Source organism: Thioalkalivibrio denitrificans (genome assembly GCF_002000365.1).
Lineage (GTDB): Bacteria > Pseudomonadota > Gammaproteobacteria > Ectothiorhodospirales > Ectothiorhodospiraceae > Thioalkalivibrio_A > Thioalkalivibrio_A denitrificans.
On record NZ_MVBK01000040.1, the window covers coordinates 41,282 to 55,481 of the forward strand.

Below are 14,200 nucleotides of genomic sequence, written 5' to 3' on the forward strand. Positions count from 1 at the left end.
TTGTGAACGGATCTTGCCAAGCCCTTTTTCAGGTTCAGACAACTCATGAGTGAAAGTTTCGCGCAACTGTTCGAAGAGAGCATGGCCTTCACGCAGATGAAGCCAGGCAGCATCATCAACGGCACCGTGATCAACGTGACGCCCGACGTCGTCGTGATCAACGCCGGACTCAAGTCCGAGGGTGTCGTCCCCACCGAGCAGTTCCTCAATGAAAAGGGGGAAGTGGAAGTCAAGGTGGGCGACGTGGTGGAAGTCGCGCTGGAGAGTCCCGAGGACGGCTTCGGCGAGACACGCCTGTCCCGCGAGAAGGCAAAGCGCGCCAAGGCATGGGAGCGTCTGGAATCCGCAATGGAGAACGACGAGACCATCACCGGCATGATCTCCGGCAAGGTCAAGGGCGGATTCACCGTGGAGCTGGGCGACATCCGTGCGTTCCTGCCGGGTTCGCTGGTGGATGTGCGCCCCGTGCGCGATACCGCCTACCTGGAAGGCAAGGAACTGGAATTCAAGCTCATCAAGCTGGACCAGCGGCGCAACAACGTGGTGGTCTCCCGCCGCGCCGTGGTGGAGAAGGAATACAGCGCCGAGCGCGAGGAACTGCTCAAGAACCTGCAGGAAGGCATGGTGCTCAAGGGCATCGTCAAGAACCTCACCGACTACGGCGCCTTCCTGGATCTGGGCGGCATCGACGGCTTGCTGCACATCACTGACATGGCCTGGAAACGCGTCAAGCATCCCTCCGAGGTGGTGGACATCGGTCAGGAGATCGAGGTCAAGGTGCTCAAGTTCGACCGCGAGCGCAACCGCGTATCCCTGGGCCTGAAGCAGCTGGGCGACGATCCGTGGGAGAACATCACCCGCCGTTACCCCGTGAGCACCCGCCTGTTCGGCAAGGTCACCAACATCACCGACTACGGCTGCTTCGTGGAGATCGAGGACGGTGTGGAAGGCCTGGTGCACGTCTCTGAGATGGACTGGACCAACAAGAATGTCGCCCCCGGCAAGATGGTCGCCGTGGGAGACGAGGTCGAGGTCATGATCCTCGACATCGACGAGGAACGCCGCCGCATCTCCCTGGGCATGAAGCAGTGTCAGGCCAATCCCTGGGACGAGTTCGCCGCCACCCACAACCGCGGCGAGAAGGTTTCCGGCGTCATCAAGTCGATCACCGATTTCGGCATCTTCGTGGGCCTCGATGGGGGGATCGACGGTCTCGTGCACCTCTCCGACCTGTCCTGGAACATGGAAGGCGAGGAGGCCGTGCGCAACTACAAGAAGGGCGACGAGATCGAGGCCGTGGTCCTGTCCGTTGATCCCGAGCGCGAGCGCATCTCGCTGGGCATCAAGCAGCTGGACAAGGATCCCTTCTCCAACTTCGTCGCTGAGCATGCCAAGGGAAGCATCGTCAAGGGCAAGGTCAAGGAAGTGGACGCAAAGGCCGCCATCGTCGAGCTGGCCGAAAGCGTGGACGGTGTGCTGCGTGCATCCGAACTGTCCCGGGACCGCGTCGAGGATGCCCGCAGCGTGCTCAACGTGGGCGACGAGGTGGAGGCCAAGTTCATGGGCGTGGATCGCAAGAACCGCACCGTGACGCTTTCCATCAAGGCGAAGGACTACGAGGAAGAGGCCGAGGCCCTGCAGGATTACAGCGGGTCCGGCAGCGCCACCACCTCGCTTGGGGATCTGCTCAAGGAGCAGATGGGCGGCAAGCAGGACAAATGACGTCCCGTGGGGCCGGCCGCCGTCGGGGCGTGCCGGCCCGTTTCGGGGGATAACTGCGCGGTTGATCCGGCATGCCCGGCCTTACACTGACATGCCGTTTCCGGCCGGCGCCACCTGGAGTTGCTGACATGACCAAGTCTGAGTTGATCGACGTACTGGCCAGAAAGCAGAGCCATCTGGCCTACAAGGACGTGGAGTTGTCGGTCAAGACGATGCTGGAACACATGAGCCAGGCGCTGGCCTCCGGAGACCGTATCGAGATCCGAGGATTCGGCAGTTTCTCCCTGCATTTTCGCCCCCCCCGGGTGGGCCGCAATCCGAAGACGGGCGAGACGGTTTCGCTGCCGGGCAAGTACGTACCGCATTTCAAGCCCGGCAAGGAACTCCGGGAGCGGGTCAACAGGACGGAGCCGGTCACGGAAGCGGTCGCCGCGGACGGCGGCTCCCTGTAGTCTCCCGAGGCCTTTGCCTTGCGCAAGCTCATCCTCGTGATCATCCTGATCCTGGCGGTCCTCGTGGGCGCCAGCTTCACACTGCTCAATGCCGATCCGGTCCTGGTGAATCTCTACGCGTTGCGTGTGGAATTACCGTTGTCCGTGGTCATTTTCTCGAGTCTTCTGGTCGGCGCCGTTCTGGCGTCGATTGCCTGTGTGGGCCTCATGCTCCGCCGGGTTCGTGACAACCGTCAGCTTCACAAGCGTGTGAGATTGGCAGAGGACGAGTTGTCCAAGCTTCGCAAGATACCCATCAAGGATCACTACTGATCATGACCGGGCTCCTATGGCTGCTTCTTCCGATAGCAGCCGCCTCGGGCTGGATCGCCGCTCGTCGCAGCGGACGAAGGATCAGCCGCACCCCCCGCGGCACGCTGTCGGAAGACTACATCAAGGGTTTGAATTTTCTGCTCAACGAGCAGTCTGACCGCGCCCTTGAGGTGTTCATCCAGATGGTGGACGTGGACGCCGACACCGTGGAGACGCACCTGATCCTCGGGAGTCTGTTCCGTCGGCGCGGCGAGGTGGATCGCGCCATCCGCATCCACCAGAATCTCATTGCACGGCCCAATCTCGAACCGGCGCAGCGCGCCAACGCCCTCATGGAACTTGGACGGGATTACATGCGGGCCGGGGTGCTGGACCGTGCCGAAGGCCTGTTCCGCGAACTGATCAATACCGGGTATCAGCGCGCCGAGGGTTATGCCCGTCTGCGCGACCTCTACGAACAGGAGAAGGAATGGGAGAAGGCGATCTGGGCCGCGGAGCACCTGGGGGGGCACACGACGGACTCCCAGAGCGTGCGAATTGCCCACTATTGCTGCGAACTGGGTGAGCAGGCGGCTCGCAACGGCGACCCCTCCAGTGCCGCACGGCATGCCCGCCGCGCACTGGCCAATGACAGGGATTCCGTCAGGGCCAGTATCCTGCTGGGGGACCTCGCCGTGGAAGGGGGCGACGACCGCCGTGCCCTCAAGCACTATGCTCATGTGGCGGACCAGCATCCGGATTTCGCCTGCCTGGTGCTTGAGCGCGTGCGTGAGCTCCATGGCCGGCTCGGGGATGCGGCCGGGTATGAACGATTCCTCGCACAGCTGTCACGACGCGACAACTCTCTTGCCACGCTGCTGGCGCGTCTCGAGGCACTGCGCGGCCAGGGACGGCAGGCGGAACTGGACGATCTGCTGAACAAGGAACTGGTCCGGGAGCGGGTTGCGCTGCCGGTACTGCAGGTCTTTCTGCGGCACTGGTCCGGTCGGGTTGAGGATGCCGAGGCCGGCGACGTCCTCAACCGCGCGTCCCACGTGCTTGAGCGCTATCTCGAGCAACGCCCTGTCTACCGCTGCATGAACTGTGGGTTCAGCGTGCGGACCCACCTGTGGCATTGTCCCGGCTGTCACCAGTGGAGCACGATCAAACCGCGGGAACTGCACGTTGAAAGGCCGCAAACGGCCCTGAGCCACTAGCTGTGATCTCTCAATACGTTGTTCATCCGGGGTGAGCTGCTGGCAGGCAGGACCGGTTGTAGGAGCCCAGCCCTCTGGGCGAACGCAGCACGGGTGCAACGCCGGTTCGCCCAGAGGGCTGGGCTCCTACAACAAGCATCGCAGGACATGCTTCGCTCCTTCGCGAGAGCCTCCTACGCTTTACCTGTGAACAATCTGTTGGCTTAACACAACTAGCCCGCGATCCCGGCGAAATATGCGGGCTAAAACCGGAAGCGCTCATGTCCATTGAATCTCCCGATCCCAAGGTAATCGTTGCCCTCGACTTCCCCGATCCCGGCGATGCCCTGTCTTTCGCCCGGCGGCTCTCGCCGGGCAGCTGCCGTCTCAAGGTCGGTTTCGAGCTGTTCGTCAGCGGCGGACCCGCCCTGGTGGAGTCGCTGCAGGAAGCGGGGTTCGAGGTGTTTCTGGACCTCAAGTTCCACGATATCCCCAATACCGTGGCCTCGGCCTGTCGCGCGGCAGCGCGCCAGGGCGTGTGGATGATGAACGTCCACGCCTCCGGCGGGCGGCGCATGCTGGAGGCGGCGCGCGAGGCCGTGAACAGCGAGATACATCGGCCCCTGCTGATCGCCGTCACCGTGCTGACGTCCATGGATGCGGGGGACCTTGCCGAGCTGGGTTACCAGGGGGAGGTTTCCGCGTTGGCCGAGTCCCTGGCCGGCCTTGCGCGTGACGGCGGCCTGGACGGTGTGGTCTGTTCCGCACAGGAGGCCCCCCTGTTGCGGGCGCGTTCCGGACCCGGCTTCTTGCTGGTTACTCCGGGCATCCGTCCGGCAAGTGCCGCCGGTGATGATCAGCGTCGGGTCATGACCCCGGCGGACGCCATGCGCTCGGGCGCGAGCTACCTGGTGGTGGGCAGGCCCGTCACCCGGGCCGAGGATCCCGTGGCGGCGCTCGAGGAGATCAACGCGGACGTGCGGGCTGCCTTGCAATCTCCATAGACTTTGATAGTCTTACGCGGTCCGCAGCACCAGGTACTCATGGATCGGGGCTGCACGGACGACCATGGAACGCCAAGGAAACCCAAACGGGAGGCTTAGGTTATGAAGCAATACCTTTCTGCAGTTCTCATCGTGATGTTTCTTCTGCTGTCCGCACCGGCGCTCGCCGAACCCGCGGGCTCCGTCAATGTGAACACGGCGGATGTTGAGGCGCTGACGATCCTCAGGGGTGTCGGTCCCAGCAGGGCGGAAGCCATCATTGCCTATCGCGAAGCCAACGGGCCGTTTCGTTCCCTGCATGAGCTGATGCAGGTGCCCGGCATCGGTGAACGCACCCTCGAAGAAAACATGGACGTCATCGTCCTGGAGTGATCCGGTCGCACACGTGATTGGAAACGGCCCCGTCCCTCTACGGAAGGGCGGGGCCGTTATGCTATGTTTAATAGTCTCACCAACACGGTTTTCCCCGGACTTTCATGCACAAGAAGATTCGCAAGGCAGTCTTTCCGGTCGCGGGCATGGGCACGAGGTTTCTGCCCGCCACCAAGGCCAATCCCAAGGAGATGCTCCCCGTCGTCGACAAGCCGCTGATCCAGTACGCGGCGGAAGAGGCGGTGGAGGCCGGCATCGATGTGCTGGTGTTCGTCACGGGCCGCAACAAGCGTTCCATCCCGGACCATTTCGACAAGGCCTACGAGCTGGAGACGGAGCTGGAGGAGCGCGGCAAGGACAGGATGCTCGAGATCGTGAAGAACATCCTTCCGCCGCATGTTTCCTGTGTTTACATCCGCCAGGCCGAAGCGCTGGGTCTCGGTCATGCGGTAGGGTGCGCACGTCCGGTGGTCGGTGACGAGCCGTTCGCCGTGATACTGGCCGACGATCTGGTCGACGGCGAAGGAAGCGGCGGTGCACTCCGGCAGATGGTGAACGTTTACGAGCGTTTCAGTTGCAGTGTGCTGGGTGTTGAGGAAGTTCCGAAGGACGAGACCCACAAGTACGGGGTCGTGACGCCCGAGGACATGGAACCCGACCTGTGGGCGGTCAAGGGCATCGTGGAGAAGCCGGCGCCCAGGGACGCGCCCTCCAACATGGCGGTGGTCGGCCGCTACATCCTCACGCCGCGTATCTTCGAACTGCTCGAGAACACCGGCAAGGGGGCCGGTGGCGAGATTCAGCTCACGGATGCCATCGCAAGCCTCCTGAAGGAGGAACAGGTGCTGGCCCATCGTTTCAAGGGCAAACGCTACGATTGCGGCAGCAAGCTGGGATACCTGCAGGCGACAGTGGAGTACGCCCTTAAACACCCCGAGTTGCAGGACGACTTCGCTGCTTACCTGGATGCCTTGTGTGCCGAAAGGCGTTGAAAAGCTGACCACGAAGGGACGCCAAGGTATGCGCGAAGGTTCGCAAGGGGTTTTCTGTCAGAATCCTTCGCGCCCTTCGCGCATACCTCCGCGTTCCTTTGCGGTTCGCTTTAAAAGGGTCTCCACTCAGGCCCCGTAAACCGCCATAGCCGCCGCCACCGCGCCTCCGGACCGGATGTCCGCGCCCTGGGCGGCCATGGCGCTCTCCAGCGCGCTCAGGCAAAGCAGCACATTCCTGCGGTTGGCGCCGTAACCCATGAGCCCGATGCGCCACACCTTGCCGGCCAGCGGCCCCAGGCCGGCGCCGATCTCCAGGCTGAAGTCGTCCAGCAGCATCTTGCGCACCGCGGCCTCGTCGATTCCGTCCGGCACCCTGACGGCGTTGAGCTGCGGCAGTCGATGGTCGCGGGGCACGATCAGCTCCAGACCCAGGCTCTCCAGCCCGGCTCTCAGGGCCTCGTGGTGGGCGCGATGACGGGCCCAGGAGTTTTCGAGCCCTTCCTCCTGCAGGATCACCAGGGATTCATGCAGGGCGTACAGGGCATTGATGGGTGCCGTGTGGTGGTAGGCGCGCTTGGTGCCGCTGCCCCAGTAACCCATGACCAGGGTGAGATCCAGGAACCAGCTCTGCACCTTGTGCTCCCGGGCCTTGATGCGCGCCACTGCCGCGTCGTTGAAGCTCACCGGAGAGAGTCCCGGTGTGCAGGACAGGCACTTCTGGCTGCCGGAGTAGATGGCGTCGATGCCCCAGTCGTCCACGCGCAGTTCCACGCCGCCGAGTCCGGTGACGCTGTCCACGATGACGAGGCAATCATGGCGGTGGGCGATTTCGGTGAGCGTCTTTGCGTCCGAACAGGCGCCAGTGGATGTTTCGGCGTGCACGAAGGCAACCGTATTCGCCTCCGGGTGGGCCTTGAGTGCGTCCTCGAGCTTCTGGGGATCCACCGGGTGACCCCAGGTGTCCTCCACGACCACGGCCGTGGCGCCGCAGCGCTCGACGTTCTCCTTCATGCGCATCCCGAAGACCCCGTTGATGCACACGATGACGGTGTCCCCCGGCTGCACGAGGTTGACGAAGCACATTTCCATGCCCGCGGACCCCGGTGCCGATACCGGCAGGGTCAGTTCGTTCTTCGTCTGGAAGGCGTACTGCAGCAGGGCCTTCATCTCGTCCATCATGTCCACGAATACCGGGTCCAGATGCCCGATGGTGGGCCGGCTCATGGCGGCCAGCACGCGGGGGTTCACGTCGGACGGGCCGGGGCCCATGAGGGTGCGGACGGGCGGATGAAAGGAGCTGGTTGTCATGTCTCTACCTGGGATGTGGGTTCGGGCGAACCCTGATCGGCTCGCTTGGGTGGAGCAGTATAGTGAGCCGGGTACTCGGGTCACAAGTTCCTTCAGGAACGGGGTGATGCCTGCAACAGCTCGTCCAGGAGCTCAAGCCAGTGCAGCACCGGGACGCCCGCATGGCCTGACAGGTGGGTCTGGCAACCGACATTGGACGTGACGATCACCTCAGGTGTGCCCTCTTCGAGCGTCTGTACCTTGCGATCCCGCAACTGCGTGGACAACTCCGGCTGGAGCAGGGCGTAGGTGCCCGCGGCACCGCAGCAGAGGTGGGCGTCCCTGACGGGCGTGAGGCGGAGCCCCGCGGCCTGCAATGCGGCTTCCGCGGCCTCGCGCAGGCGCATGCCGTGTTGCAGGGTGCAGGGGGGGTGAAAGGCCACGGGGCGCCCGGCCGCATTCACCCCGAGTCGTTTGACAGCCTCAGCGTCGATCACTTCGCACGGGTCGCGCACCCGCTCCACGATGGCGGCCGCCTTGTCCGAATAGGCCGGGTCGGCCCGAAGCAGGTGGCCATAGTCGCGCACGTGCACGCCGCAGCCGCTGGCGGTGACCAGGATGGCCTCGGCGCCCGCCTGGATCTCGGGCCACCAGGCGTCGATGTTGTGTCTTGCCCTCTGCCGCGCGGCCTCCTCGGCATCCAGGTGGTGTTCAACGGCGCCGCAACAGCCATCCGCCGCACGTTGCAGGGAGATGCCCAGTCTGTCCAGGATCCGGGCGGCGGCGGCATCCACGTTGGGCGTCAGGACACCCTGGACGCACCCGGCGAGAACCAGCATGCGGCGTTCATGGCGGGCATCAGGCCACGGACCGGCGGGACCGGTATCTGCGGGCATCTTGTCGGCCAGCCGCGACGGGAGCACCGGCCTGAACCAGCGACCGATGTTCAGGGCCGCGGCGAAACGGCGCCGATACGGCAGAACGGCCCGCAACAGGGCCCGTTCGATGCGCTCGAGAACGGGGCGGCGGACACGCCGGTTCACCTGGTTGCGGCCGATGTCCACCAGGTGCCGGTAATCCACCCCCGACGGGCAGGTGGTCATGCAGTTGAGGCAGGTCAGGCAGCGATCCAGGTGCCGCTGCGTGGTGCGCGTCGGTTCGGTGCCTTCCAGAACCTGCTTGATGAGGTAGATACGGCCCCGCGGTCCGTCCAGTTCGTCACCGCGGAGCTGGTAGGTGGGGCAGGTGGCATTGCAGAAACCGCAATGCACGCAGGTCCGCAGGATGCGTTCCGCCTCCCGGCCCTGTGCCGTATCCCGAACGGATGGCGCCAGATGCGTTTCCATGCTCAGCACGCCCCCATGGGGTGGCCGGGGTTGAACACGCCGTCCGGATCCAGTGCCTGCCTGACCCGGACTTGCAGGTTCGAGAGGGCCGGGGGCAGTGGATGGCAACGGGGCACGCCGTCGGGGGCATGACGGAACAGGGTGGCATGACCGCCGGCGGCCTCGACGGTGCTGCGGATCTCGCCGGCAGGGGCGTTGCTGGTCAGCCAGCGCTGGGCGCCGCCCCAGTCCGTCAGCCAGTGTCCGGGCAAACCCAGGGGCGCAGTGGCGGGCGGCAGGCTGAGACGCCAGAGAGGAGTGTCCGTGGAGAAAAACCGGTGTTCGTGTTCGCGCACGGCCCGCCAGAACTGTTCGGATTCGGGCAGTTCGTCCCCACCGATCGCTTTGCCGGCGGCCTGCAGGGCTGCCGGACCGCCGTCTAGGCGCACGTAAACCGTGCCGTCCAGGTGACATGCCGCGGTCACGGGAAGGGGCTGGGTGGCCCACCGGGTGAATAACGCCAGCGCCTCAACCGCGGTGATCCCCTCGCGGCACAGGGTGACGCTGCGTTCCGGCACCGGCATGACCTTCAGAGAGACCTCCAGGATCACGCCCAGGGTACCCCAGGAGCCGGCCACCAGCCGGGAGACGTCGTAACCCGCCACGTTCTTCATCACCTGCCCGCCGAAGGCCAGCGACTCGGCGCGGCCCGTGAGCAGGCGTACGCCCAGCACCGCATCCCGGACCGAGCCGCTGTAAGGGCGCCGTGGCCCGGACAATCCGGCACTCACGACACCGCCCACGGTGGCCTGCGCACCAAAGGCCGGCGGCTCGAAGGGCAGCTGCTGACCTTCGCCGGCCAGGGTCTGTTCCAGTTCGCTCAGCGGGGTGCCGCAACGGACGGTGACCACCAGTTCGCTGGGTTCGTAGGTGACGATGCCGCGATGTTCCGTGACATCCAGCGCCGGCAGACCCGCCAGCCCCGCTCCGCCCAAAAAATCCTTGGTGCCGCCTGCACGAACGTGGAGGGTCTGGCCGCTAGAGCGTGCTTCGCGCACACGCTCGGTCAGGGCCTTGGCATGATCGGACATGGGTCAGGTGTCTGCCGCTTGATGAGGCGGACAGTCAATCACAAATCCGCGGACAAGACAAAATGATGGCCGGGCGCTCAGTCAGCTGCCGCGTTGGTCCCGGTGGGAAACTCCGTGAGCACCTGCTCCGGATGAATCTGCAGGATGCTCAGCTTGGCCTCGGACAGCACATCGGCGTAGGCGGCACCGGTGTCCAGGTAATAGATGTTGGCGGCATGCACCGCCTGCTGGAGCGGGGTATGACCCATGATGACCAGGTCGATGCCGTCCACAGGCGGGACTTCGCCGCTGGCCTCGGAGAGATTGATGCGTTTGCGCGACCAGACCGCGTAATCACGCAGGCGTTCGTCGTCGGCCAGCTTGTCAACGAAGTCCTGCCAGCTCAGCTCCAGCGGGATATCGGCATGCACGAGACCCACCTTGCCCTGGTCGGTATCCACTTCCATCAGGTAGGGGAGATCGCGCATTCGGCGGCGAAAGCGGGCCTGCTCCGCTTTGTCCACATCACGCCACCATTCGCCACCGTTGAGCGCCACCCAGGTGCAGGCCATGTCCGCATCCGATTCGGAATCCAGAAGGAGGCGTTCGTGATTGCCCTGGATGGCATGAAACCAGGGGCGTTCCAGGAACTCCAGGGCCCTGTGGGACTCCGGCCCCCGGTCGATGAGATCGCCCACGGACAGCAGCCGGTCCAGCTCGGGGTCGAACTCCAGGGCCTCCAGGGCGTGCTCCAGATGGGTGAACATCCCGTGCAGATCACCCACAGCGAAGTCACGACCCCGGCTGTTCTTCTTGAGGCGCTCGATGATCTTGCCGCTCATGGCCCAATGATACGACGGCCCCGGGCATTTGGGGGCAACGAGCCGATGCACGGTGCAACCACGGGCGTGGTCGGATTACTCTTAACCCGCATATCTCACCGGTGCATGCCGGTTCAGAATTGCCGCGCGAACTGTACGCCGGCCCCGCGCCGGGCGCCGGCTTCCACCTGGAACGAGATGCGGCCGGTGGCGTCCACCAGCAGATCGAGGGCGGCCCGAACGGTCACGGCCTCGTCCTCGGAGAGGCTGCGGGTATGCCGGATGGGGCCGCGGGCCCGCTCATCACCGTCGATGGCCGTGTAGTCGGCCCCGAGGCGCAGGGCCAGCGACTCGCCCCGAATGACCGATTCCACGCCGGCGCCGTACTGATGCCAGCTGTAGCGGGTGTCCTGATCGCCCACGCGGTCGTCGGCCTCGTGGTAGGTGTAGCGTCCGGACAGGTTCATCGACACCGCCCCGACACGCAGGAAGCGCCAGCGGGCGGACGTACCCAGGTACCAGCCGGACAGGTCCATGCCCTGGGTGGCGGAATTGCCACTCTGGCTCAAACTCAGGTAACCCCCGTGGAGACCGATCCACAGGCCCTCGGCCACGTGGTCCCGGATACTCAGCCCGACCCGGTTGACGCGTGTTTCCACCGTCGGGCCGTCCTCGATGCGCCAGTCACTGATCTCGCGGCTGAGATAGACCTCCAGTTCCGGCCCGGGACTGAGCGACTGGGCCTGCAGGACCAGCGGGAATGCCGATGCCAGGAACAGGAACAGAACGAGCGAAGCGGTGCGCAGGGACATGGCGGAAGAGGCCTGGTGGGGTGATGCGGACTGTAACAGGGCGGGACGAACCCGTGAAGGGACGGGTTCGTCACCGTGGATTCATGATGACGGCGATCATGAGGCGCTCACCCGGCGCCGCTGCAGCACAACGACGATCGCCAGGACAGCCAGCGCGGGGAGGTAGAACCACTCCGGTGCGGGACGATCGGCGGGCACCAGCACTTCCGTCACCTGCCAGCCGCTTTCGATGCCCACGCGTTCGGCCGGGCTGCCGAAGGTGACGAAGCTGACGCTGACCCGGTCACCGAGGACCATGATGCCGAGTCCGGCCCGGGTCAGCCGCTCCTGACCGCTGCCGGCGGCCCCCATGGGCAGCATCACGGTACGCGAGACATCCCGACCGTCCCTGTCCACGCCCTCCACCGTCAGACGCAGATGCCCTCCTGGGGATGTCTCCTCGGCCACCTGCTGCAGCTGCGTGACCTCGACGGTCTCAAGCGGCGGATGCAGACGGTCCATCCAGTACCCGGGGACGAACAGGGTGAATGCCACGAGCAGCAACAGCGCCGTCTCCGCGACGCGGTTGCGGGTGATCATCCAGCCCTGGGTGGCGGCGGCGAAGACCAGCATGCCGGCCAGCGCGCCAAAGAACGTGAGCAGCAGTTGCCACACGCTGGTGATGCCTATGAGCAGCAACTGCGTGTTGAAGACGAAGAAAAAGGGCAGGGCCACCGTGCGCAGGCTGTACCAGAAGGCCTGGACACCCGTGCTGATCGGGTCTGCCCGCGCCACGGCGGCGGCCGCGAAGGAGGCAAGGCCCACGGGCGGCGTGACGTCCGCCATGATGCCGAAGTAGAACACGAACAGGTGAGCGGCGATCAGCGGAATGAGCAGGTTGTGCTGTGCGCCGAGGTCCACGATCACCGGCGCCATCAGCGTGGCGACGATGATGTAGTTGGCGGTGGTGGGCAGCCCGAGCCCCAGGATCAGGCAGATCAGTGCCGTCAGCAGCAGCATCAGCAGGATGTTGCCGCCGGAGAGCAGTTCCACGAGGTCCGTCATGACCAGCCCGATGCCGGTCATGGCCACGGTGCCGACGATGATGCCCGCGGCGGCGGTGGCCACCCCGATGCCCACCATGTTGCGGGCGCCCTGGACCATGCCGTCCGCCAGTTCCACCACGCCGCGGCGCAGGGCCGAAGCGTAGCCGTGGGTGCCCCGCAGCATGGCCATGATCGGGCGCTGGGTGAGCAGAATGAAGCACATGAACATCACCGCCCAGAAGGCGGACAGACCCGGCGAGAGGCGTTCCACCACCAGGCACCAGATGAGCACGATCACGGGCAGCAGGTAATGCAGGCCGCTGCGGATGGTGGGACCCGGATCGGGCAGCACCAGGTGGTCCTCGTCCACCATGTGCACCTCGTCGACGCGGCTGGCGATGAACATCAGCCCGAGGTAGGCCCCCAGCACCAGCACGCCGATGATCCATATGGCATCGTCCCCCGCCACGGTCTTGATCCAGCCCAGTCCGTAGTAAACGACCCCGGCAAGGATCAGAAGCCCGGAGACCGTGAGACCGAAACTGACCAGCCGCCGTACCAGTGTCACCTCGCGCAAGCGGGGCAGACCTTCCAGGCCCATCTTCAGGGCTTCCAGGTGCACGATGTAGAGCAGGGCGATGTAGGCGATCACCGCGGGCAGGAAGGCATGGCGGATCACCTCCACGTAGGGGATGCCCACGTACTCCACCATGAGAAAGGCGGCCGCGCCCATGACCGGGGGCATCAGCTGGCCGTTGACGGAACTGGCCACCTCCACCGCGCCCGCCTTGGGTGCAGACAGGCCCACCTTTCTCATCAGGGGAATGGTGAATGTGCCCGTGGTCACCGTGTTGGCGATGGAGGATCCGGACACCACGCCCGTCAGCCCCGAGGCGACCACCGCCGCCTTGGCCGGTCCGCCGCGCAGGTGCCCGAGCAGGGCGAACGCGACGCGGATGAAATAACCGCCCGCTCCGGCGCGCTCCAGCAGCGCCCCGAACAGGACGAACAGGAACACGAAGCTGGTGGACACCCCCAGCGCGATGCCGAATACCCCTTCGTTGGACAACCATTGCTGCGACATGGCCCGTCCGAAGGAGGCGCCCCTGTGCGCCAGAAGGTCCGGCATCCAGGGCCCGGCGAAGGTATAAAAAAGGAACGCGCCGGCGATGATCATCAGGGCGGGGCCCAGCACCCGGCGCGTGGCTTCCAGCAGCAGGGCCATGCCGCAGCCGGCCACCACCAGATCGAGTGGGGTGGGGCTCCCGGGGCGCCGCGCAAGCTCCTGGTGATAGATGAACAGATAGGCGGCGCAGAAGGCCGCCAGGATCGCCAGTCCCCAGTCCATGGCCGGTACGCGCGTGAGCGGCGCGGGCCGAAGGTTGGGCCAGGACATGGCCACGATCACCGCGCCGATGATGGCGAACACGCCGGCGCGTGGCAGTTCCGAGAGATGGTTGTAGGCGGCCAGGCCCAGCACACCCAGGCCGAAGATCACGAAAAACACGCCCGCAACGGGCCTGTGCCGACGGGCCAGGGGTGACCAGCCGGGAAACGCCAGAAATGCCAGAAAAACGGCAAAGGCCAGGTGAATCGCCCGGGCCTGGGTTTCGGGAATGACCAGGAAACCCAGCCAGTACCCGAACGGCGAGGCAATCCAGACCTGGAACAGCGACCACGCCAGGGCGGTGGCGTAGATGAGGGCGCGGGTCAGGGCGCCCGGATCCCGGGCGCCCGCCTCCATGGAGACAACCAGTTGCGCCGCCTCAGGGGCGGCCGAAGCCCCGGCCCGGGGGGCCGGGGTCTGATCAGGCGCCGTCATGGGTACGAC

13 protein-coding genes are annotated in these 14,200 nt (G+C 65.3%); 7 read left to right on the forward strand and 6 right to left on the reverse strand.

Features of this window, described 5'->3' with window-relative positions; genetic code table 11:
* Positions 1–45: 45 nt before the first annotated feature.
* The 7 genes from rpsA (at position 46) to galU (ending at position 6,029) form a co-directional block, all read left to right on the forward strand.
* Positions 46–1,722, forward strand: a complete 1,677-nt coding sequence (gene rpsA, locus B1C78_RS07110; RefSeq protein ID WP_077278467.1) for a 30S ribosomal protein S1 — start codon at positions 46–48, stop codon at positions 1,720–1,722.
* Between the two features lie 128 nt (positions 1,723–1,850).
* Entirely contained in the window at positions 1,851–2,174 is a 324-nt protein-coding gene (locus B1C78_RS07115) for an integration host factor subunit beta (RefSeq protein WP_077278468.1), read from the forward strand.
* An 18-nt stretch (positions 2,175–2,192) separates the two neighbouring features.
* Entirely contained in the window at positions 2,193–2,486 is a 294-nt protein-coding gene (locus tag B1C78_RS07120; RefSeq protein ID WP_077278469.1) for a LapA family protein, read from the forward strand.
* 2 nt (positions 2,487–2,488) lie between these two features.
* The gene (gene lapB / locus B1C78_RS07125; protein WP_077278470.1) at positions 2,489–3,682 is read left to right on the forward strand and encodes a lipopolysaccharide assembly protein LapB; all 1,194 of its coding nucleotides are present in this window, start codon (positions 2,489–2,491) and stop codon (positions 3,680–3,682) included.
* A gap of 260 nt (positions 3,683–3,942) precedes the next feature.
* Complete coding sequence (gene pyrF / locus B1C78_RS07130) at positions 3,943–4,665, forward strand: orotidine-5'-phosphate decarboxylase (RefSeq protein WP_077278471.1); 723 nt, start codon at positions 3,943–3,945, stop codon at positions 4,663–4,665.
* Positions 4,666–4,800: 135 nt separating this feature from the next.
* On the forward strand, positions 4,801–5,037 hold the full coding sequence (locus B1C78_RS07135; protein ID WP_245795350.1) for a ComEA family DNA-binding protein: 237 nt from the start codon (positions 4,801–4,803) through the stop codon (positions 5,035–5,037).
* Positions 5,038–5,141: 104 nt separating this feature from the next.
* Positions 5,142–6,029 carry a UTP--glucose-1-phosphate uridylyltransferase GalU gene (gene galU / locus B1C78_RS07140; RefSeq protein WP_077278473.1) on the forward strand — a complete coding sequence of 296 codons (888 nt, stop codon included), beginning with the start codon at positions 5,142–5,144 and terminating at the stop codon, positions 6,027–6,029.
* A 126-nt stretch (positions 6,030–6,155) separates the two neighbouring features.
* On the opposite strand, the gene B1C78_RS07145 is transcribed toward galU, so the two are convergent.
* From B1C78_RS07145 to B1C78_RS07170, 6 genes are all read right to left on the reverse strand, one after another.
* Positions 6,156–7,337 (reverse strand): pyridoxal-phosphate-dependent aminotransferase family protein, encoded by a 1,182-nt coding sequence (locus B1C78_RS07145; RefSeq protein ID WP_077278474.1) that lies wholly within the window; start codon positions 7,335–7,337, stop codon positions 6,156–6,158.
* A gap of 92 nt (positions 7,338–7,429) precedes the next feature.
* A complete protein-coding gene (glcF, locus tag B1C78_RS07150; protein WP_077278475.1) occupies positions 7,430–8,662 on the reverse strand; it encodes a glycolate oxidase subunit GlcF in 1,233 nt (410 codons plus the stop codon).
* A 2-nt stretch (positions 8,663–8,664) separates the two neighbouring features.
* Positions 8,665–9,732 (reverse strand): glycolate oxidase subunit GlcE, encoded by a 1,068-nt coding sequence (glcE, locus tag B1C78_RS07155; RefSeq protein ID WP_077278476.1) that lies wholly within the window; start codon positions 9,730–9,732, stop codon positions 8,665–8,667.
* Positions 9,733–9,809: 77 nt separating this feature from the next.
* Positions 9,810–10,553, reverse strand: a complete 744-nt coding sequence (locus B1C78_RS07160; RefSeq protein WP_077278477.1) for a metallophosphoesterase — start codon at positions 10,551–10,553, stop codon at positions 9,810–9,812.
* 113 nt (positions 10,554–10,666) lie between these two features.
* Entirely contained in the window at positions 10,667–11,344 is a 678-nt protein-coding gene (locus B1C78_RS07165) for a hypothetical protein (protein ID WP_077278478.1), read from the reverse strand.
* 96 nt (positions 11,345–11,440) lie between these two features.
* Positions 11,441–14,191, reverse strand: a complete 2,751-nt coding sequence (locus B1C78_RS07170) for a TRAP transporter permease (RefSeq protein ID WP_077278479.1) — start codon at positions 14,189–14,191, stop codon at positions 11,441–11,443.
* Positions 14,192–14,200: the final 9 nt, after the last annotated feature.

Bases quoted from the DNA above. Each gene is read 5' to 3' on its own strand.
- glcF (WP_077278475.1), bottom strand. From the start codon at position 8,662: ATGGAAACGCATCTGGCGCCATCCGTTCGGGATACGGCACAGGGCCGG.
- B1C78_RS07115 (WP_077278468.1), top strand. From the start codon at position 1,851: ATGACCAAGTCTGAGTTGATCGACGTACTGGCCAGAAAGCAGAGCCAT.
- B1C78_RS07160 (WP_077278477.1), bottom strand. From the start codon at position 10,553: ATGAGCGGCAAGATCATCGAGCGCCTCAAGAAGAACAGCCGGGGTCGT.
- rpsA (WP_077278467.1), top strand. From the start codon at position 46: ATGAGTGAAAGTTTCGCGCAACTGTTCGAAGAGAGCATGGCCTTCACG.
- B1C78_RS07165 (WP_077278478.1), bottom strand. From the start codon at position 11,344: ATGTCCCTGCGCACCGCTTCGCTCGTTCTGTTCCTGTTCCTGGCATCG.
- B1C78_RS07135 (WP_245795350.1), top strand. From the start codon at position 4,801: ATGTTTCTTCTGCTGTCCGCACCGGCGCTCGCCGAACCCGCGGGCTCC.
- galU (WP_077278473.1), top strand. From the start codon at position 5,142: ATGCACAAGAAGATTCGCAAGGCAGTCTTTCCGGTCGCGGGCATGGGC.
- B1C78_RS07170 (WP_077278479.1), bottom strand. From the start codon at position 14,191: ATGACGGCGCCTGATCAGACCCCGGCCCCCCGGGCCGGGGCTTCGGCC.
- B1C78_RS07145 (WP_077278474.1), bottom strand. From the start codon at position 7,337: ATGACAACCAGCTCCTTTCATCCGCCCGTCCGCACCCTCATGGGCCCC.
- pyrF (WP_077278471.1), top strand. From the start codon at position 3,943: ATGTCCATTGAATCTCCCGATCCCAAGGTAATCGTTGCCCTCGACTTC.
- glcE (WP_077278476.1), bottom strand. From the start codon at position 9,732: ATGTCCGATCATGCCAAGGCCCTGACCGAGCGTGTGCGCGAAGCACGC.
- lapB (WP_077278470.1), top strand. From the start codon at position 2,489: ATGACCGGGCTCCTATGGCTGCTTCTTCCGATAGCAGCCGCCTCGGGC.